Here is a 19,198-nt window from a genome sequence, read left to right on the forward strand (position 1 = left end):
TAATCCTTTTGCTATAATAGTGATGGCACACCTGAAAACAAAAGCGACTACTGGGAAGCTGCCAGAACGGGAACAGTGGAAGTGGAGGTTAATCAGGGGATTATATGAAAAGGAGTTCGAGAGAGAACAGATAATTAAACTGTTTGAAATCATCGACAATATGATGACTTTATCCCCTGAATTGCAGTCAAGTTTAGAAAGTAAAATCAAACAATTTGAGGAGGAAAGAACCATGCCTTTAATGAGTAATATGGAGTTACGAGGAATAGAACGCGGTAAAGAAATAGGTAAGGAAATAGGTAAGGAAATTGGGGCGTTAGAAAATGCTCGTGATTTTGTCAAAACAGTTTTGCAAGCTCGCTTAGGTGAAGTTGCTTTAGATGTGGAACAATACCTGAATAAAGTTTCGGTACTATCTACATTACAAGAGATTGTTAAATTAGCAGCTACCGCTAATTCTCTCGCAGAATTTAAGCAGTCTTTGGCAAAAATCAATATCTAGAAAACGGGTTTCTGCGAGAAACCATGAGAAAACGGGTTTCTTTGGTATTTAGAAACCGGGTTTCTTTGAGAACCTATTTAGAAACCGGGTTTCTTTGAGAAACCCGGTTTCTTGTCTTTGAGAAACCCGTTTCTTGTATAAATGTTAATTTATGTTATGGAAGTCTTGAAAAATTGGCCATTGTTAGGCTAAAACTGTTAGCAATAAACCTTTGCGGTTAACGTCATGACTTCTACCCTTTTGCCGAGCTTTCCTGCTGTTGACGATGTTTTGTTCAATTTCGCTCAATCTGATGGCTTGAGTCAAGCTAATCAGGTGAATAGTGCGAGAAATCAGCGTTTAACCGCTACTGTAGTTTTCCTCGATGCTGGTGTTACCGATTATCAAAGTCTCCAAGCTGGAGTAATTCCAGAAGTCGCCACGGTTATTCTCTCTCCCAATCAAGACGGAATCGAACAAATCACCGCTTTTTTACAACAAAATCCCCAGATTACCACCATTCACCTTGTTTCCCATGGTGCGCCAGGGTGCTTATATTTAGGGAATTGTCAACTTAATTTAACAAATATTTACGATTACCGCCAACAGTTACAGAATTGGGCAAAGATTAATCATATCCTACTGTACGGTTGTCAGGTCGCGGCGGGAGATGCCGGGACAGAGTTTATTAATAAATTGTCCCAAATTACTGGGGCAAAAATAGCAGCTTCCAGCGGACGGGTAGGAAATGCAGCCTTGGGAGGAAGTTGGGAGTTAGAGGTGAGTTTCCCCGCGACAAAGGGAGAGAATAAAACCTTTGTTGAAACCTCAGATTTGTCGGATTTGCAGACATCTGGGGTTTTTCAGCCAGATATACTCAACACCTATCCCGGAGTATTTGCCCTCACATTAGTAGGAGTATGGGATAGATTAAGCAATGCCAATGCGGTAACAATAGTCGGTAACTATGCTTATGCTGTGGGGGACACTCTGGAGATTATTGATATTAGTAATCCCAGTAACCCGATTTTCAAGGGGAATTATGATAATACTTCTGGCTTTGCTTTTGATGTACAAATAGTCGGTAACTATGCTTATGTCGCTGATTGGGATTCAGGACTGCAAATCATCGACATCAGCAACCCTACAACTCCCACTCTCAAGGGTAATTATGATACTTCTGGCACTGCTTTAGGTGTACAAGTAGTCGGTAACTATGCCTATCTCGCTGATTCTTGGTCAGGACTGCAAATCATCGACATTAGCAACCCGACCAACCCCACTCTCAAGGGTAATTATGATACTCCTAGCAGCGCTTGGGATGTACAAATAGTCGGTAACTATGCTTATGTCGCTGACTGGGATTCAGGACTACAAATCATCGACATCAGCAACCCGACAAATCCTACTTTCAAGGGTAATTATAATACTTCTGGCTATGCTCGGGATGTAGAAGTAGTCGGTAACTATGCTTATGTAGCTGATGATACTTCAGGACTGCAAATCATCGACATCAGCAACCCGACAAACCCGACCTTTAAGGGTAATTATGATACTCCTGGCAGTGCTGAGGGTGTTCAAGTAGTCGGTAACTATGCTTATGTAGCTGATTGGAATTCAGGACTGCAAATAATCGACATCAGCAACCCAACAAACCCCACTCTCAAGGGTAATTATGATACTTCTGGCGGTGCTGAGGATGTACAAATAGTCGGTAACTATGCTTATGTAGCTGATTCTTGGTCAGGACTGCAAATCATCAACATCAGCAACCCATCAACCCCCACTTTCAAGGGCAATTATGATACTTTTGGATATGCTGAGGGTGTACAAATAGTCGGTAACTATGCCTATCTAGCTGATTGGGGTTCAGGACTGCAAATCATCGACATCAGCAACCCGACAAATCCCATCTTTAAGGGTAATTATGATACTTCTGGCTATGCTTTGGATGTGCAAGTAGTCGGTAACTATGCCTATCTCGCTGATTCTTGGTCAGGACTGCAAATTATCGACATTAGCAACCCGACAAATCCTACTTTCAAGGGTAATTATGATACTCCTAGCAGTGCTTGGGATGTACAAATAGTCGGTAACTATGCTTATGTCGCTGACTGGGATTCAGGACTACAAATCATCGACATCAGCAACCCGACAAATCCTACTTTCAAGGGTAATTATAATACTTCTGGCTATGCTCGGGATGTAGAAGTAGTCGGTAACTATGCTTATGTAGCTGATGATACTTCAGGACTGCAAATCATCGACATCAGCAACCCCACTAACCCTACTCTCAAGGGTAATTATGATACTTCTGGCTTGGCTTATGGTGTTCAAGTAGTCGGTAACTATGTCTATCTAGCTGATAGGGATTCAGGACTGCAAATCATCGACATCAGCAACCCGGCAAACCCCACCTTTAAGGGTAATTATGATACTCCTGGTCAGGCTAATGACTTACAAATAGTCGGGAACTATGCATATCTAGCTGATAGGGATTCAGGACTGCAAATCATCGACATCAGCAACCCGACAAATCCCACTTTCAAGGGTAATTATGATACTCCTGGCTCTGCCAATGATGCACAAATAGTCGGTAAATATGCATATCTAGCTGATGATAATGGTGGTTTAAAGATTATTGATGTGAGTGAGTTTACCAGTCCACAAACTGTTACTCTTTCTATTTCTCCCAGCAGTGTTAGTGAAGACGGGACAGCTAATATGGCCTATACCTTCACCCGTAGCGGAGTAACCACTAATGCTTTAACGGTTAACTATACAGTCGGGGGGACAGCGACATTTAGTACAGATTACACCCAAAGCGGTGCAGCAACTTTCACCATTACCACCGGGACAGTGACTTTCGCTGCTAATTCAACCACTGCTAAAGTCACAATAGACCCCACTGCTGACACAACTGTTGAAGATGATGAAACCGTCATTTTAACCCTCGCTGCGGGGACAGGTTATACAGTAGGGACGACCACTCCAGTGACGGGGACGATTAATAATGACGATGTTGCTTTTACCATTGCTGCCGCCAGCAGCAGTCGAACCGAGGGCAACAGTGGCAGCAAAGCCTTTACCTTCACCGTCACTCGTTCTGGCAATACCACGGGAACCAATAACATCACTTGGGCAGTTACCGGCACGGGAACCAATCCCGCCAACGCTGCCGATTTTGTTGGGGGATTGTTACCATCAGGAACCGTGAGTTTTGCGGCGGGGGAAACCAGTAAAGTGATTACTGTTAACGTCCAGGGAGATACAACGGTAGAACCGAACGAAAACTTTACCGTCACCCTCTCCAATCCCACCAACGGAGCTACTCTCGGCACTCCATCTACGGCAACGGTGACGATTGTTGACGACGACGGCTCCGTTCCTTTTTTAGTAGATATCCGTCCCGGTGCCTTTAGCTCCTACCCCAAAAACCTGACGGCAGTGGGCAGTACCCTGTACTTCATCGCCGATGACGACGTTAACGGTTATGAATTATGGAAGAGCGACGGCACGGTAGCTGGTACAGTTGCGGTGGCCGACATCCGCTCCCCCTACTCTCTGACGGCAATGGGCAACACCCTGTTCTTTACCGCCCGTGACGGACTTAACGGTACTGAATTATGGAAAAGCAACGGCACGGCGGCCAGTACGGTTCTGGTCAAAGATATCCTCCCCGGTTCCTCTAGCTCCAACCCCAGCCGTCTGACGGCAGTGGGCAGCACCCTGTTCTTCAATGCCAATGACGGGGTTAACGGCTTTGAATTATGGAAGAGCGACGGCACGGCGGCCAGTACGGTTCTGGTCAAAGATATCTGGCCAGGCGGTGGTGTCCCCTGGGGTTCCTCCAACCCCGACAATCTGACGGCGGTGGGCAATACCCTGTTCTTCACTGCTAATGACAATTTTGACCAGGAATTATGGAAGAGCGACGGCACGGCGGCCGGTACGGTTCGGGTCAAAGATATCAGCCCCGGTGGCTTAAGCTCCTCCCCCTACAATCTAACGGTAGTGGGCAATACCCTGTTCTTTGCCGCTCGTGACGGTTTTGGCGGCTTTAACAGTCAAGAATTATGGAAGAGCGACGGCACGGAGGCCGGTACAGTTTTGGTCAAAGATATCCTCCCCGGTTCCTCTAGCTCCTACCCCCGCAATCTGACGGCAGTGGGCAGTACCCTGTTCTTCAATATCGGCTCGACGGAATTATGGAAAAGCGACGGCACGGCGGCCGGTACGGTTCTGGTCAGTGACAACTTTGCTGCTCCCAGTGCCTTGTTCGACAATATGACGGCAGTGGGCAATACCCTGTTCTTCACTGCCTATAACAACGGTTTGCAACATAAATTATGGAAGAGCGACGGCACGGTAGCCGGTACAGTTGCGGTGGCCGACATCCGCTCCCCCGGCAATCTGACGGCGGTGGGCAACACCCTGTACTTCACTGCCGATGACGACGTGAACGGTACTGAATTATGGAAAAGCGACGGCACGGCGGCCGGTACGGTTCTGGTGGCCGACATCATCCCCGGTGCCTCTGGCTACGGCCCCAGCAGTCTGAAGGTAGTGGGCAATACTTTGTTCTTCACTGCCAATAACGGCGTTAACGGTCAGGAATTGTGGGCTTTAAATGTGGGGGGTCCCACAGTTCCCACCCTCGCCATTGCCGCCACCAGTGCCAGTCAAACCGAGGGCAACAGTGGCAGTAAAGCCTTCACCTTCACCGTCACTCGTTCAGTTAATACCACGGGAACCAATAACGTCAGTTGGGCAGTTACCGGCACTGGAACCAATCCTGCCAATGCCACTGATTTTGTCGGGTCCGTGTTACCGTCAGGAACCGTGAGTTTTGCCGCCGGGGAAACCTCAAAAGTAATTACTGTTGACGTTCAGGGAGATACAACGGTAGAACCGAACGAAAACTTTACCGTCACCCTCTCCAATGCCACCAACGGCGCTACTATCACCACCGCTACTGCCACGGGAACCATTGAAAATGATGATTTAGCAGTTCCCACCCTCGCCATTGCCGCTACCAGTGCCAGTCAAACCGAGGGCAACAGTGGCAGTAAAGCCTTTACCTTCACCGTCACTCGTTCAGTTAATACCACGGGAACCAATAACGTTAACTGGGCAGTTACCGGCAGCGGAACCAATCCTGCCAATGCCACTGATTTTGTCGGGTCCGTGTTACCGTCAGGAACCGTGAGTTTTGCCCCGGGAGAAACCTCAAAAGTAATTACTGTTAACGTTCAGGGGGATACAACGGTAGAACCGGACGAAAACTTTACCGTCACCCTCTCCACTCCCACCAACGGCGCTACTATTACCACCGCTACCGCTATTGGCACTATCCAAAATGATGATACCAGTGTCACCCCAATTGAAGCCTTTGGTAACACCAAATTAGTCCAAGACGCGACTAATAAACTCTATGCTCAAATTGGCAATAATAACCCCACTGTCATCAAAAATGGTGCCACTCAGATTACCACAAATACCTACCCTGGTTGGCAAATCTTAGCCGCAGAAACCGTTGATGGAATTAACCAAGTCCTCTTGAGGAATACATCACAAAACCTTCTATATATATGGAATTTAGATAGCAATTGGAATTGGCAATCTTCCCAGGGAGGGTGGGGATTAAACTCCCTGGAAGCTTTTACCCAAGAAACCAACTTCCAACAAGACTTTAACGGTGATAATCAGATTGGTAATCCCTCCACCACCCTTCCCAGTATTACGCTTACTGTCTCTCCCGCAAGCGTGACAGAAGACGGGACAGCTAATCTCATCTATACCTTCACTCGTACCGGTTCTACTACCAGCGCCTTAACCGCTAACTATACAGTTGGGGGAACAGCTACTAATGGAACCGATTACGCTTCTATTCCCACCAGCGTCACCTTTGCTGCTAATTCAGCGACTGCTACCGTAACCGTTGACCCCACTGCTGACACAACAGTAGAAAGTGATGAAACTGTTGCTTTAACTCTTGCTTCTGGGACAGGTTATACCGTAGGTACTCCCAACGCAGCCACGGGAACTATCACGAATGTCCCCGCTACCATTGTCACCCCAATCGAAGCTTTCGGTAACACCAAATTAGTCCAAGACGCGACTAATAAACTCTATGCTCAAATTGGCAATAATAACCCCATCACCCTTAAAGTTCGTGCCACTCAGGTTACCACAAATACCTACCCTGGTTGGCAAATCTTAGCCGCAGAAACCGTTAATGGAGTCAATCAAGTCCTCTTGAGAAATACCACACCAAACCTTCTATATATATGGAATTTAGATAGCAATTGGAATTGGCAATCTTCCACTGGAGGGTGGGGATTAAACTCCCTGGAAGCTTTTACCCAAGAAACCAACTTCCAACAAGACTTTAACGGTGATAATCAGATTGGTAATCCCTCCCCAAGTAGTCTAGTTGGTGGCTTAGGTAATGATATTCTAGTGGGTGGCGCTGGTAACGATACCCTCAATGGTGCTGCTGGAACCGATACTTTAACCGGTGGGACGGGGACAGACATCTTCATTTTCCAATTTGGCCAATCTACCATAGCAGCAAGCGATCAAATTATGGATTTTGCCATCAATACTGATAAAATTGACCTGCTTAGTCAAGCTGGTGCGGCAATTAATGCCCCGGTCGCTTTTACCCGGGCAACAGATAGCACCACGACCAATATTAACACTATTGTTACTAACGTCTTTACCGATGCTGATGGGGCAACAGCCGGAAATCAAGCTCTCGGAATTAACAGTGCTGTTTTAGTACGGGACAATAGTTCTTCTACTTACCTAATTATCAACGACGGTACGGCGGGTTTCCAAAGTACTAATGATTTGGTGATTAATCTGACCGGGTTAACGGGTACTTTACCAGCGCTCGGCACTATTCCAGTCAATAGTTTCTTTGTCTAAATTGATGGGGGGGATTAATTCTCCCCTTTTAACAGTGTTTTTAGTATAGAATTAGGGCAGGTATTGCTAAAGAACCAGATTGTGAAACTAATTGTCTTTGATGATGAAAGTGAGGTAATCGTGCAATGGATACCCGATTAAAATATCAAGATATTATTAAGACTGTTCTCCAGAATCATGCTAACTATCGTGCTACCTTACCTGATGGCTACACTTCTCAGGTTATATTTGATGATGAACGAGGACATTATCTAGTTTTAGATTTCGGTTGAAGTGGTAATAAGTATCTCCATGCAACACCAATTCACCTTAGCTTGGTTGTCGATAAAGTCTGGATTCAATGTGATGAAACGGAGGAAGGCATAGCGACTGATTTGATGGAAGCAGGTATTCCCAAAGAAGATATAGTTCTGGGTTTTCGTTATCCTAAAGTACGCAAATATACGGGATTTGCTGTGGCTTCGTGACCAAAAATGTTGAATCTATACAGCAAACTTTATACACAAGCTGAAATTGCAAAAATGTTTTAGACAAACTCAATTATAAACAAAGTAATGCAATTGAGAATTTAATTTACCTTATCGTACTTTTAGCCCTGAAATATATGATAGCGATGATAGTTTAAAAAATCCAAATCCGGTGAGAAGCGATCGGGAACATTTAAAGTTTTACCGCGATAGTTGATAAAATTTAGTTCTAACGTCTCGCTACCTTGATCCTGAGCCTTTTTTTCGATCTCATGGCCAATAATTAATCTTAAATCCTCATCGAAACTAATTAAACCTCGATCGAAAGCAGTATCATGAGTACGAGCTAGGCACAGGCCATTATGAGGGTTTAAACGCTGTTCGGGAAATTGACTCCAGGGTAATATATGACTAGCTGTTAGTAACAGAGGAATGGGATTTCCTGTAATACAGCAACGATAGTTATATAGGGCTAAAATTGTCTTTCTAAAAAAGTTTTGTCCGATTCTAACTTTTCTGATTGCCTCGTTTTCTGTTTTGATATTTTCCGAAAAATCATGTCTAGTAAAATCCTCTTGCTGTTCGTTGATAACTCCTAAAAGAACCTGTAATTTTTCCTCACTTTCTAGGGCTAATTCTGTCCAGTTATCCTCGAACTCTTGCCAGATTTGCCGATCAGCTTTACTGATACCTTTTAACCCCTGTACTCCTCGCAATTGATGCCTGGGATCGAGAGAACCAAAATTACATAATTTCATCACCAGGGCCGATGGTGTTCGCTGTAACTTTTCAGCGACTTCGATAATAACAGGATTATTGGTGTGGAATTGTCCATAGGGAAATTTATAGTATAAATTGAGAGCGATCAGCAGCTCATCCCTTGTCCATAAATTCTTAGTCATAACCCCTAGAAAATACCACGATCAGCCCTGAAATTACTGCTCAAATCAAATCGGGAAAAACTTCGCGCACTGCTGGATGAATTAACCGATGATTGGCGACATTTAACCCCTTAGCGAGGGAAACATCTTGATCCAAGGCTTTTACCCCATGGTCGGCTAATTTAATAACGTAGGGTAGGGTACTATTATTTAAAGCTTGGGTTGCCGTCCAGGGGACTGCTCCTGGCATATTAGGCACTCCATAATGTACTACTCCCGACTCCAGGTAAGTCGGTTGACTGTGGGAAGTGGCCCGCAGGGTTTCCACGCAGCCGCCTTGGTCCACTGCCACATCGACAATTACAGAACCAGGGTTCATTTTGGCGACTAAAGAGCGAGAAACTAGAGTCGGCGCTCGTTTTCCTAAGACTAGCACTGCCCCAATCAATAAATCGGCCTTAGGAACCACATTTTCTAATTGTGCCGGGCTACTGTAAAGCAATTCTACCCTGGAACCGAATAAAGTCTCTAAATAGGCCAAGCGCTCGACGTTAATATCTAAAATAGTTACTTTTGCCCCCATACCGATGGCAATTCTGGCCGCTTCCGTACCCACCACACCACCGCCAAGGATAACCACTTTTCCAGGACTCACCCCGGGGAAACCCCCCAGTAAAACTCCCCTACCTCCCTGTTGTTTTTCCAGATAGCGGGCCCCAAATTGTACCGAAAGACGACCGGCAATAACACTCATGGGAGTTAAGAGAGGCAAACGACCATCGGCAAGCTCGACCGTTTCATAGGCGATCGCAGTTGTTCCCGACTCGATTAATGCTTCCGTTAAATAGCGCTCGGCCGCTAGGTGTAAATAGGTGAATAGGAGAGCTTCTTTATTTAAAAAGCCGTATTCTGCCTTAAGCGGCTCTTTGACCTTGACAATTAGCGGTTTATCCCAAACTTGGGCTGCTTTTTCCACAATTTTGGCCCCAGCTTTTTGGTAATCCTCATCGCTGAATCCGGCACCCAATCCGGCGGCCGTTTCCACAAATACCCTGTGACCGCGATCATTGAGTACACGCACACTACTAGGACTCAAACCGACGCGAAACTCCTGATCTTTAATCTCTTTGGGAACACCTATTTCCATGGTTTGCTTCTGGGGGACTATTTCTAACTAGGGTATGCTGAAAAAGTTTTTCGGTGGGGGTAGGGTGTGGGGTGTGGGGTGTGGGGAAGTGGGGAAGTGGGGAAGTGGGGTGTGGGGAAGTGGGGAAGTGGGGAAGTGGCCCCCCCAACCCCCCCGACATCGGGGGGGCAGGTGGGGTGTAGGGTTTTAGCCATTTTCAGGGGAAAAGTCCCTGAATTTTCCCCCGGATCACTCCAATGGCCAGTACTTATCGAACAATGTTTTTAGATTTATTCAGCCAACCCTATAGTTGCGAGTTATCAGGCATACTATTGGGGAATTTTAGCGACTTTTTTGGTATTCTTCCAGCAAATCGATTAAATCTATCTGACATTTGCTGGGTAACAAATCCGCTAGAGAAACTTGCAGATGACCACCTCCGAGGGTGACTTTTATCTCCCGCAGGATAGACATGACTGCATTCTCGCTTAAACTGTCGTTTTCGAGCAAAGGGAAGACTTTTTCGGCAACGACGCTGTGTAAATGTGCTTCCCGGAGATAGAGATGCCATTTAGCCACGTCAATGTAGATATTGTCGCCGATTTGGGCCGCCAGATTTTCGATGTCCTGAGTTGTATTAGCCATGGGATGTTACCGAGTAGTTAGCGATCGCCGCTATATAAATCAAATGTCCCACCAATAGAATAGCCCAAATTCCCGTGAACAGATTTAACCAAGTCCAATCGGAGAATTTAATGATATGAAAGAACCACAACCCTGAATTAATCGCTAAAAAACCAGCCACATGAACGGCAAAATTCATGCGATCATCTAAACGTCGGAAAGCGGGATCGTTTTTGCGGTCGGGTTGACGGGGCCAACGGGGAGGCATAAGCAGTGATCAGTTATCAATTATCAGTTATCAGTGTACCGTTTTTTTTAGCTAAGTTAAGTTGCCAGAGTGCCTATCCTCACCAAGAAGTTAATTTTGTCCTATTACTTATCTACTGGTGGCAATTTCCACTTCGGGTAAGATTTCTAAAGATAAACGGGTTCTGACAGTGCCGGAAAGACGTTTAAGGAGTTGTGGGCGTAAATCGCGCAGAATATAGATTAATTCGTCTCCCGTGCGCCATTCTTCCCTTTCTGTGACTACCTGTAGGGAATTATCACGACGCAATAGTAGGGGCAGCAGTTCGCCATTTTCGATTAATTTAGTTAATCTGGTCTGTTGTTCGCTCAAATCATCGGCCTTAAAGATAGTTTTACCCAATTTAATCTGATTATCGTCTAAATACTGATTCCATTCCTTGACCGAAAAACTAGGGAGAAAAACCTGATTAACCTTATTTTTATCTGGGTTGGGGGTTCCCGCAAAGGCAGCCAACAACCGGGGAGGATGAAATTCCTCGCTGGCTCTTTGGGCTAAAACCAGATTAACCTCGCTATTATTAGTCAAAACCAGAAAAGTTCCCATGGATTCGATTCCCGCTTCTTGCAGTATTTTTGTATCAAGTGCGCTACTCTGCAGCACCGTCAAACCCTCTTCTTTTGCTTGCTGACAGGCCCTGGCATCCGTATCGATTAAAACCACGTTTTCCCCTTGTTCTTGGAATAAACAGCCGATTAAGCGACCTAGGGGATTACAACCGACGATTACTGCCCCTGTTGCCGCAGAAGAAGTGATTTTTAGCCCTTTTGCCACCCAACGCGCCGTTAATCCCTGAATAAAAACGGTCATTAAAATTGTTAAAAAGACTAAAGCTTTGATCGCTTCACCGCCATTAATACCGGCACGGGTGAGTAAAATGGCAAATAAAGAAGCTACAGAGGCGGAAACGATTCCCCTAGGGGCAACCCAAGCGATAAATAACTTATGTCGCCAATTTAGGTCACTTTTTAGGGTACACAGAGCCACACTCAGGGGACGTACCACCAGCATCAAGACTAACACCGTCAGGACGCTGCCCCAACCCAAAGCGATGACACTGGCGATCGAAAGATCCGCCGCTAGTAAAATAAACAGTACCGACACGCAAAGAGTGGTTAATTGACCTTTAAAACGCCTTAATAACCGCTCATCGGGAACTGCCGCCGCTTTTAGCACAATTCCCGCCATTACCACCGCCATTAATCCCGATTCACTGCGACTAAATTGTGATAAACCAAATAACCCCCAGACTCCCGCTAAAACCACGAGATTCTTTAACTCAAAAGTCAAAAAATTGCAAGTTTTTATAATAAAACTTAACAATCCCCCGCCGACAATGCCGATCGCCGCCCCGATGCCTAAACGCAGGGTTAAACCGGTGATAATTGCCATGGGGCGGGCATGACTATCAATAATCGTATTTAGCACCACTACGGCTAAAATTGCGCCCACAGGGTCGATTAATACCCCTTCCCCTTCCAAAAGCGTCGCTACTCGCCGATCTACGGCGATTTGCTTCAGCAAAGGCCCGATCACTGTCGGACCAGTTACCACCACTAAAGAAGCGTAAAGAAAAGCGATCGGCCAGGGAAATTCCCCCAACCAGTGGGCTGCCATACCGCCACCGATGAGAGTGATGGAAGTACCGAGGGTGACAAGATTGCGTAAACTGCCAGAAACTCGCCCTAATTCCCGTCCGCTTAAGCTTAAACCGCCTTCAAATAGGATAATCGCCACAGAGAGGGCAACAAGGACTTCTAAGCCAATTCCCAGACTTTGGGGGTGTAAAATTTCCCAACCATCGGACCCCAAAGCAATCCCAAAAATGAGCAGGAAGACAATACTGGGAACTTTCAGGTATTCGGCAATGACTTGGGCTGTAATCCCCGCCACCACAGTGATGACGATTTGCAGGGTAAGGGCGAAAGATGGATCCATGTTTAGCGATCGGTTATCGGCTATCGAGGCGGGGTTATGGTTGGGGTTTAATCATTCTAATTATAGTTTTGATTCCCGCTTCGGCCCGGTCGGGAGGAAATAAGCATAACAAGCTCCAGAAAACGGGTTTCTCAAAGAAACCCGTTTTCTAATGTAATCGCGTAGTGCTATATCATAGACTTATCAAACTTGACAAGTCTTGTCTATGCTTTCAATAGAATACCTAACTGACCAAAACGGACAAACCAAAGCCGTTGTTATTCCGATTGAACTATGGAGACAAGTATTTCCCCAAGAAGATATGTCTTGTGAAGAGTTCACCGAAGCAATAGAAGACTACTGCCTTAACCAAGCGATGGATGAGGCACAGCAGAGTCCACTATTAGATATCGAAGAGGCACTGGCTTATTTGGAGGAATAGATTTACCTTGAAGGTTCAATATCGAAAAAGATTTCTCAAAGATTTGAAGGCATTGAAAAACCAGCCTGTTTATGAGCAAATTTTACAGCTTGCTTTTAGAGATTTACCCAATGCCAAATCATTGCAGGATATTGGTAATGTCAAGCCAATGAAGGGAGCTACCAATCGCTACCGAATACGGCTTGGTGAATATCGATTAGGAATAGCCGTTGTTGATGATAACATTGAGGTAATGCGGCTCCTACACCGACGTGAATTTTATCGCTACTTTCCCTAAATATTCATTAATTTAACTAAAAGTGAGCCATTATGAGTATAGATTCAGCCCTTAAGAATATAGTTGAGAATATGCCCGATGCTCTCAAAACTGAACTTTTACATTATGCCGAATATTTGCTCACTAAGTCTGACCAAACAGAAGAAAATAAACAAGCAGCAAAAGAATCTGTAACTGTTAAAAGAACTTTAGCTGGTTCAATAAAAGGAACTTTCGTTTTACCTTTAGCTAATGACTTTGATGCTCCCTTAGAAGACTTTGAGGACTATAGGTAATGAGGAGTGCTTTAATAGATACTCATGTCTTTATCTGGTTAGCTGAGGATGACCCAATTTTGCCTGTTTCGCTGCGAGATAGTCTTGAAAATACCGATAATGTTTTTGTAAGTATTGCTAGTTTTTGGGAAATATCGATCAAGGTAAAAATTGGTAAACTCTCTCTCTGTTCTGAAATAACTATAACTCAAAAAGATTGGGATTGAATGGCTGTGATTACCACCGTATTGATAATATCGGGAACGGTACAACCGCGACTGAGATCATTGACGGGTTTTTTTAATCCCTGTAGGATTGGACCAATCGCTAAAGCTTTTGTTTCCCGCTGCACGGCTTTATAAGTATTATTCCCTGTATTCAGGTCAGGAAAAATAAACACCGTTGCTTGGCCCGCTACCTCTGACCCCGGCATTTTTTGGGCGGCTACTTCCCTATCCACGGCCGCATCGTACTGAATTGGGCCTTCTAGCTTCAAATCGGGGCGTTTTTCCCTAGCGATTTTGGTCGCTTGTCGTACTTTTTCCACGTCTTCTCCCTGGCCCGATTGACCCGAAGAATAGGAAAGCAGGGCGATTCGCGGTTCAATTCCGAATTTTTGGGCGGTTTCGGCAGAAGATAGGGCGATTTCGGCTAATTCCTCGGCACTGGGGTCAGGATTAACCGCACAATCCCCATAAACCAAGACTCGATCCTCTAGACACATAAAAAAGACCGAGGAGACGATCGCACAATCGGGCTTAGTTTTGATAATCTGGAGTGCAGGCCGAATCGTGTGTTGAGTGGTATGCACTGCCCCCGATACCATACCATCAGCATCGCCCTGATACACCATTAAAGTGCCAAAATAGGAGACATCCTGTGCATAATCCCGGGCCATGTCGAGATTCATTCCCTTGGCTTTTCTCGCTTCGTAGAGGGTCTGCACATAGCTTTCAAAATGGGGACTAGCCACGGGGTCAATAATTTGCAGGCGATCGAGATCGAGAGTGATACCATGTTTTTTAATCACCATTGCAATCTCGTCTGGTTGTCCCAAGAGGGTTAAATCGACGATATCCTGTTCGATTAAAACTGTGGCCGCCTGGAGGATGCGCGGTTCGGTTCCTTCGGCCAAAACGATGTGACGTTTTTGCGCTTTGGCCTGTTGTACGAGATTATAGGTGAACATCTTCGGGGTAATCCCCTGGGTCCGCAAAGTGCGAATTTGCGCTTCTAGGCGATCAAGATTGATGTTACTGTGAAAAAGCTGCAGACTGAGGTTAATTTTATCGTAGTCCGTCGAGGTCAGGGTGGTTCGCACATTGTGGACGCGTTCGGCCGTGGTGTAGGTATCGGTGGTGACGGAGAGAATCGGTAAGGGATCTGGCAAACCTTCAATTAAACGGGCGATCGAAGGATTGAGGTTATGACCTGCTGTTAAAACTATACCGGCTAATTGGGGATAATTGGCCGATTGATGGGCCTGTAACATCCCGATAATCACATCGCCGCGATCCCAAGGGGTGATAATTAAACTATCTTCTTTTAACCGCTCTAGGGCATTTTGCATCTGCATGGCCACCACCAGAAAGTTACTAGCTAAACTATCTAATCTGTGCTGTCCGTAGAGAACTTTTGCCTGTAATTGTTGGGCGATTTCTGATACTCGCGGGCTGCTAAGTTTAGTATTATGGGGAATCACTCCTAGGGCATATTCTTGGGGGGGAAAAATTTTAGTTAGGCTTTTCCGTAATTCCTCTATTTTTTCCTCTTCAGCTTGATTGATAATAATTCCGATCACCGTACAACCTTTATCTTGGTAGGTGTCGCAGGAAATCAGGATCGGACTAAGGGCATCTTCGATACTGCGCTGGTGAGCATTACCTAATATTAAGATGGGATGGCCGAGATTTTTGGCGATTTCTGTATTTAGTTCAAATTCAAAGGCGGAATTTTCTTGCAGATAATCGGAACCTTCACAGAGGATAAAATCATATTTTTTTTCTAAGTTTTTAAACTTTTTGATAATTCTTTCGATGATTTCATCAAATTTTTGGTGTACCAATAAATCCTTCACTTCGTCGTAACATAAACCGAATGCCTCTTCGTAGGTTTGTTCTAATTTAAAATAATTGAGGATTAAGTCAATGTCTTCGTCCCGATGACCTTGGGAACAGTCGAGAACAATTGGCTGGAAAAAAGCAACTTTATTAGTTTTGCGGAGAATTAAGTCAATAATTCCTAAAGCTACTAACGCTTTACCGCTTCCCGTTGCCGTCGTGCTGATATATAAAGAGTTAGTCATGGGTAGAGCAGAATAATAACAGGAGTGGGATTTAATTGGGCTACCCCAACCTTGAGGTGAGCGATTGATACCCCCTTAATCCCCCCTTGATCCCCCCTTAATAAGGTGGTTTTGATCCCCCCTTAATCCCCCCTTAATAAGGGGGGCAGCGATCAAGTTGTCTATAAGGGTGTGAACTGTTGGCAAATTTTCAGTAAACTATCTTTATTTGTTGGCTAATCCAGAGATTTTTGTCCCAGAGCGATCGCTGTTTGAATATCTGCTAGAGAGTGATGGAATATACCTTGTAATCTAGCAGTTATTTTGTCCGATGGCTGTTCACTGGTAACATTTTTTTCATGAACTTGATTTAATTTCCTCGGATTAAAATAAAGACTCCAGAAAATCCTATCACCAGCTTTACATTTAGGGCTTGTTTTTTCATAAAGATTTAAGCTTATCTCCCTCCGATTGCTATTAAATTTTAACTGGAAGCAATTACCCCAGATTGTTGAAACCATTGGCTAATTCCGGCGGCTAAAACTTGCGCTAATTGTTTTTGTGCCTGAGTATCGGTAATCCATTCAAATTCTTGAGGATTACTCATAAATCCTAACTCTAATAACAAAGAAGGACTACTATAGGGACGAGTTAAAGCTAAATTATTCCAAAATACTCCATAGGAAGGACGGTTAAGATTTTTGGTTAAATAATCGTGGAGAAAAACCGATAAATCCGCTGCCTGGGGATGATACCAAAATATGCCAATTCCTTGAGTATTTAAGGCATCTCCATCATCGGGTAAAGCATTATAGTGAACCGATAGTGCTAGGGTTGGTTGTAGATTATTAATCATCTCTACCCGTGCCGGTAGGGATAAATCAATGTCCGTTTCTCTGGTTAAATAAACTGTTGCCCCCAATTTTTCTAACTCCCGTTTAATTAATTTAGACATAACCAAATTAATCTCTTTTTCTGTGTAACCCGTCGGACCGACAGCACCAGTTTCTTTACCTCCGTGTCCGGGATCTAATAAAATAACTTTGCCCTGTAAATTAGCTCTTTTTTCTGGGGGATGACGCAGGGTTAAGATTAAATTTGTCTCCTGGTAATGAAGACTATAACCCCACTGTTGTTTTTGATTAAGATTAAAAGTGTATTCTATCGTAGTCGGGTTAATTTGTCGCCAATCTAAACGTCTGACAAAAGGATTATCCACCAGAAAAATTGTATCGGTTTGGGCAATGGTATTATAAAGCGTCAAAATAAATTTATCATCCTCTTGTCTCACGGCGATGGGTACAGGATGGGAGAGGGGAAAAATAATTTCCGTTGCTTGATTGATACTGCGAGAAGAGAGACCGCGAATATTAGCATTATCCAATACCTCATTGACTATTAAACGGGTTTCTCGCTCTAAAATCCAACCACCATAATCTAACCGTAACCAATCCCCTTCTTTCCCAGTGACTCTCGCTTTCGTACCTTGGGGTAAAGGAGTTAAACGGGAATAATCACTACCCGGCCCCGTGCGTGCTACCCCTTGGGCTGCTATAATTTCAATCACTGGTAAATTTTGATCGCTAATAATGTTAATTTCTCCTTGACCTTGTTGACTAATCGAGCGATTATTTAATTGTGCTGTAAAAATAGGTTTTCCTAAGTTAGCCTCTTGCTTAAACTGTTGACAACCTCGATAGTAACCAGTTTTATCCTCGGAATTCGCTTGATTAAGATTAGTTAAAACTGCGGCATTACTAGGCAGTTTTGTGGTTTGAGGTTGGGGTAAAAGAGGTAAGATTTTATCTCCTAACTGCACAGAAACCTGAGCTTGGGGAGTGGCAATCGCACTAAAACAAATCCATTCCCCCACTAACCTCGTCTTATTGACAGAAGGACTGAGAGAGTTATCAGCAAAAGCTAATCCTTGAGGAATAATTGCTTGAGTATCTAGACGAATTATTTGACGATTAATAGTTTGGTTTTGATAGCGAATAGTGAAATTATTTTCGCCAACTTCTAGGGGAAAACTAGGGGCAAAATATCCTTTAGCACTGCGTTGAATCGGTTGATTATTAAGCAAAACTTGACCCGATGGAGGAGCAGAACCAATAAAAAAGATTCTCGATGCCGTGGTTTGATGATTATCGGGAGGATAAACAATCATTAATGAAGCAGATTTAGCGCTGATGCTGTGATAAAAACCAATTAATAGCACTAAAACTAAACCGATTAAGATATTTTGCCCAAAAGTTCTCACCTTTAACCAGAATAGCCCCATATTATAACCCTCTTAGCTGACAAATATTATCCTAGGACAAATTCTAGAGGTTTGTTGTTGGTCTTCTCAGTTGTACTGCATTTAAACTGCCTGTGGAAAATAGTAGTACAAATGCTCGAACCCCCACTTCCCCATCACCCCCCGCAACGCGCACGCAGTGACCACCCCATCACCCCATCACCCTAATTCATAATTCATAATTCATAATTCATAATTCATAATTCATAATTCCCACACCCTGTTTTTGACCCTCATCCCTTATGATCAATATAGATTAACTTTTGTAAAGGAATCGGAGTTATGGCTTTAACCGTTGGAACAATCGCACCGAACTTTACCACCACCGACGATACTGGAAAAACCGTTTCCCTGTCGAATTTTCAAGGTAAAGTCGTAGTTTTATACTTCTATCCCAAAGATGATACCCCCGGCTGCACCAAGCAAGCGCAAAGCTTCCGGGATAACTACGAACAATACCAAGACAAGGAAATAGTAGTCTTCGGGGTGAGCAGGGATGACCAGGGTTCCCATGCACAATTTAAAGAAAAATACAGTTTACCCTTCCAATTGCTCGTAGATACCGATGGTGCTATCACCAAAGCTTATGATGTCGATGGTGGTGGCTATTCTAAGCGCGTCACCTATATCATCGATGCAGAAGGCAAAATTAGCCATGTGGATGACAAAGTGAATACCGCTAGTCACGCATCGGATATTCTCTGTGTGGTCGGTTAGTTTTTCCTAAAATCTTTTCTGGGTGTGTTAGGGGAACCTAATACACCCAATGTTTATCTCCCCTTTCCGCAGTTGGTGGTGAGTCTTTCGTCTAAAAAGGGTTGACAAGCTCAGGTGAGGACGGTGGAGCGTCAGGGTTATTTGTTGGGAGTTTGTGGTCATGCGTCATCTTTTTAATTATATTCCCCG

The 19,198-nt window shown here is 44.4% G+C and carries 15 protein-coding genes and 1 pseudogene; 8 read left to right on the forward strand and 8 right to left on the reverse strand.

The genetic code is table 11. The annotated features are described in order from the left end of the window. The first annotated feature begins 22 nt into the window (after nucleotides 1-22). From B5D77_RS27960 to B5D77_RS04775, 3 genes and pseudogenes are all read left to right on the forward strand, one after another. Nucleotides 23-502, forward strand: a complete 480-nt coding sequence (locus B5D77_RS27960) for a hypothetical protein (protein ID WP_106909954.1) — start codon at nucleotides 23-25, stop codon at nucleotides 500-502. A 225-nt stretch (nucleotides 503-727) separates the two neighbouring features. Continuing rightward, nucleotides 728-7,414 (forward strand): ELWxxDGT repeat protein, encoded by a 6,687-nt coding sequence (locus B5D77_RS04765; RefSeq protein WP_106908375.1) that lies wholly within the window; start codon nucleotides 728-730, stop codon nucleotides 7,412-7,414. Between the two features lie 125 nt (nucleotides 7,415-7,539). Further along, nucleotides 7,540-7,881: pseudogene (locus B5D77_RS04775) on the forward strand (XisI protein). 122 nt (nucleotides 7,882-8,003) lie between these two features. On the opposite strand, the gene B5D77_RS04780 reads toward B5D77_RS04775, so the two are convergent. The 5 genes from B5D77_RS04780 to B5D77_RS04800 all read right to left on the reverse strand — a co-directional run bounded on the left by B5D77_RS04780 (nucleotide 8,004) and on the right by B5D77_RS04800 (nucleotide 12,757). Beyond that, nucleotides 8,004-8,783, reverse strand: coding sequence for an HNH endonuclease (locus tag B5D77_RS04780; RefSeq protein ID WP_106908376.1), 780 nt, complete (start codon nucleotides 8,781-8,783; stop codon nucleotides 8,004-8,006). Nucleotides 8,784-8,823: 40 nt separating this feature from the next. After that, the gene (gene ald / locus B5D77_RS04785; RefSeq protein WP_008198294.1) at nucleotides 8,824-9,909 is read right to left on the reverse strand and encodes an alanine dehydrogenase; all 1,086 of its coding nucleotides are present in this window, start codon (nucleotides 9,907-9,909) and stop codon (nucleotides 8,824-8,826) included. 321 nt (nucleotides 9,910-10,230) lie between these two features. Beyond that, nucleotides 10,231-10,533 carry a DUF3181 family protein gene (locus tag B5D77_RS04790; protein ID WP_002761852.1) on the reverse strand — a complete coding sequence of 101 codons (303 nt, stop codon included), beginning with the start codon at nucleotides 10,531-10,533 and terminating at the stop codon, nucleotides 10,231-10,233. Next, the gene (locus tag B5D77_RS04795) at nucleotides 10,526-10,780 is read right to left on the reverse strand and encodes a hypothetical protein (RefSeq protein ID WP_002761850.1); all 255 of its coding nucleotides are present in this window, start codon (nucleotides 10,778-10,780) and stop codon (nucleotides 10,526-10,528) included. The genes B5D77_RS04790 and B5D77_RS04795 overlap by 8 nt, the downstream gene beginning before the upstream one ends. Nucleotides 10,781-10,888: 108 nt before the next feature. Beyond that, nucleotides 10,889-12,757, reverse strand: coding sequence for a sodium:proton antiporter (locus tag B5D77_RS04800; protein ID WP_106908377.1), 1,869 nt, complete (start codon nucleotides 12,755-12,757; stop codon nucleotides 10,889-10,891). Between the two features lie 205 nt (nucleotides 12,758-12,962). Here B5D77_RS04800 and B5D77_RS04805 point away from each other — a divergent pair, with 205 nt between their 5' ends. The 4 genes from B5D77_RS04805 to B5D77_RS04820 are packed head-to-tail and all read left to right on the forward strand — an operon-like array spanning nucleotide 12,963 to nucleotide 13,936. After that, the gene (locus B5D77_RS04805; RefSeq protein ID WP_106908378.1) at nucleotides 12,963-13,178 is read left to right on the forward strand and encodes a hypothetical protein; all 216 of its coding nucleotides are present in this window, start codon (nucleotides 12,963-12,965) and stop codon (nucleotides 13,176-13,178) included. A 7-nt stretch (nucleotides 13,179-13,185) separates the two neighbouring features. Next, a complete protein-coding gene (locus tag B5D77_RS04810; RefSeq protein ID WP_039899589.1) occupies nucleotides 13,186-13,455 on the forward strand; it encodes a type II toxin-antitoxin system RelE/ParE family toxin in 270 nt (89 codons plus the stop codon). Between the two features lie 32 nt (nucleotides 13,456-13,487). Beyond that, the gene (locus B5D77_RS04815) at nucleotides 13,488-13,730 is read left to right on the forward strand and encodes a DUF2281 domain-containing protein (RefSeq protein ID WP_002792732.1); all 243 of its coding nucleotides are present in this window, start codon (nucleotides 13,488-13,490) and stop codon (nucleotides 13,728-13,730) included. Beyond that, nucleotides 13,730-13,936 carry a PIN domain-containing protein gene (locus B5D77_RS04820; protein ID WP_198285282.1) on the forward strand — a complete coding sequence of 69 codons (207 nt, stop codon included), beginning with the start codon at nucleotides 13,730-13,732 and terminating at the stop codon, nucleotides 13,934-13,936. Before B5D77_RS04815 ends, B5D77_RS04820 begins: the two co-directional genes overlap by 1 nt. Here the strand turns inward: B5D77_RS04820 and pta are convergent. The 3 genes from pta to B5D77_RS04830 all read right to left on the reverse strand — a co-directional run bounded on the left by pta (nucleotide 13,918) and on the right by B5D77_RS04830 (nucleotide 18,274). Next, nucleotides 13,918-16,014 (reverse strand): phosphate acetyltransferase, encoded by a 2,097-nt coding sequence (gene pta / locus B5D77_RS04825; RefSeq protein ID WP_106908379.1) that lies wholly within the window; start codon nucleotides 16,012-16,014, stop codon nucleotides 13,918-13,920. The two genes, B5D77_RS04820 and pta, sit on opposite strands and share 19 nt — an antisense overlap. 215 nt (nucleotides 16,015-16,229) lie before the next feature. Next, nucleotides 16,230-16,514, reverse strand: a complete 285-nt coding sequence (locus tag B5D77_RS25725; RefSeq protein ID WP_149978263.1) for a hypothetical protein — start codon at nucleotides 16,512-16,514, stop codon at nucleotides 16,230-16,232. Then, nucleotides 16,478-18,274 (reverse strand): N-acetylmuramoyl-L-alanine amidase, encoded by a 1,797-nt coding sequence (locus tag B5D77_RS04830; protein ID WP_106908380.1) that lies wholly within the window; start codon nucleotides 18,272-18,274, stop codon nucleotides 16,478-16,480. The genes B5D77_RS25725 and B5D77_RS04830 overlap by 37 nt, the downstream gene beginning before the upstream one ends. 300 nt (nucleotides 18,275-18,574) lie before the next feature. Between B5D77_RS04830 and B5D77_RS04835 the strand changes: the two genes are divergently transcribed. Then, nucleotides 18,575-19,009 (forward strand): peroxiredoxin, encoded by a 435-nt coding sequence (locus B5D77_RS04835; protein WP_106908381.1) that lies wholly within the window; start codon nucleotides 18,575-18,577, stop codon nucleotides 19,007-19,009. Nucleotides 19,010-19,198 lie beyond the last annotated feature (189 nt).

This window comes from Microcystis sp. MC19 (genome assembly GCF_003019735.1).
In the GTDB taxonomy this organism is placed as follows: Bacteria; Cyanobacteriota; Cyanobacteriia; order Cyanobacteriales; family Microcystaceae; genus Microcystis.

Bases quoted from the DNA above. Each gene is read 5' to 3' on its own strand.
- B5D77_RS27960 (WP_106909954.1), top strand. From the start codon at position 23: ATGGCACACCTGAAAACAAAAGCGACTACTGGGAAGCTGCCAGAACGG.
- B5D77_RS04765 (WP_106908375.1), top strand. From the start codon at position 728: ATGACTTCTACCCTTTTGCCGAGCTTTCCTGCTGTTGACGATGTTTTG.
- B5D77_RS04780 (WP_106908376.1), bottom strand. From the start codon at position 8,783: ATGACTAAGAATTTATGGACAAGGGATGAGCTGCTGATCGCTCTCAAT.
- ald (WP_008198294.1), bottom strand. From the start codon at position 9,909: ATGGAAATAGGTGTTCCCAAAGAGATTAAAGATCAGGAGTTTCGCGTC.
- B5D77_RS04790 (WP_002761852.1), bottom strand. From the start codon at position 10,533: ATGGCTAATACAACTCAGGACATCGAAAATCTGGCGGCCCAAATCGGC.
- B5D77_RS04795 (WP_002761850.1), bottom strand. From the start codon at position 10,780: ATGCCTCCCCGTTGGCCCCGTCAACCCGACCGCAAAAACGATCCCGCT.
- B5D77_RS04800 (WP_106908377.1), bottom strand. From the start codon at position 12,757: ATGGATCCATCTTTCGCCCTTACCCTGCAAATCGTCATCACTGTGGTG.
- B5D77_RS04805 (WP_106908378.1), top strand. From the start codon at position 12,963: ATGCTTTCAATAGAATACCTAACTGACCAAAACGGACAAACCAAAGCC.
- B5D77_RS04815 (WP_002792732.1), top strand. From the start codon at position 13,488: ATGAGTATAGATTCAGCCCTTAAGAATATAGTTGAGAATATGCCCGAT.
- B5D77_RS04820 (WP_198285282.1), top strand. From the start codon at position 13,730: ATGAGGAGTGCTTTAATAGATACTCATGTCTTTATCTGGTTAGCTGAG.
- pta (WP_106908379.1), bottom strand. From the start codon at position 16,014: ATGACTAACTCTTTATATATCAGCACGACGGCAACGGGAAGCGGTAAA.
- B5D77_RS25725 (WP_149978263.1), bottom strand. From the start codon at position 16,514: ATGGTTTCAACAATCTGGGGTAATTGCTTCCAGTTAAAATTTAATAGC.
- B5D77_RS04830 (WP_106908380.1), bottom strand. From the start codon at position 18,274: ATGGGGCTATTCTGGTTAAAGGTGAGAACTTTTGGGCAAAATATCTTA.
- B5D77_RS04835 (WP_106908381.1), top strand. From the start codon at position 18,575: ATGGCTTTAACCGTTGGAACAATCGCACCGAACTTTACCACCACCGAC.